At 73.0% G+C, this 204-nt stretch carries 1 protein-coding gene; it reads left to right on the top strand.

Features of this window, described 5'->3' with window-relative positions; genetic code table 11:
- Positions 1-204: ATP-binding protein (locus BN358_RS23700; protein ID WP_198018437.1), on the top strand; the 204-nt coding region annotated here is incomplete at both ends.

Raw genomic sequence — 204 nt, 5'->3', positions numbered from 1 at the left:
CCTGCGCAACCTGATCACCAATGCGATCGAGCACGGCGAGCGCCGGCCGATCACCGTGTATGTGCGCGGTGACGACGAGGCGGTCGCGATCGCCGTCCGTGACCACGGTGTGGGCATGACGGCGGCGGAGTCCGGCCTGGTCTTCGACCGGTTCTGGCGCGCCGACCCGTCCCGGGGACGCCGCGTGGGCGGGACGGGCCTGGG

This window comes from Sedimentibacter sp. B4 (assembly GCF_000309315.1).
Classification (GTDB): Bacteria; Bacillota; Clostridia; order Tissierellales; family Sedimentibacteraceae; genus Sedimentibacter; species Sedimentibacter saalensis.
This window is presented reverse-complemented; position numbering and strand designations above follow the sequence as displayed.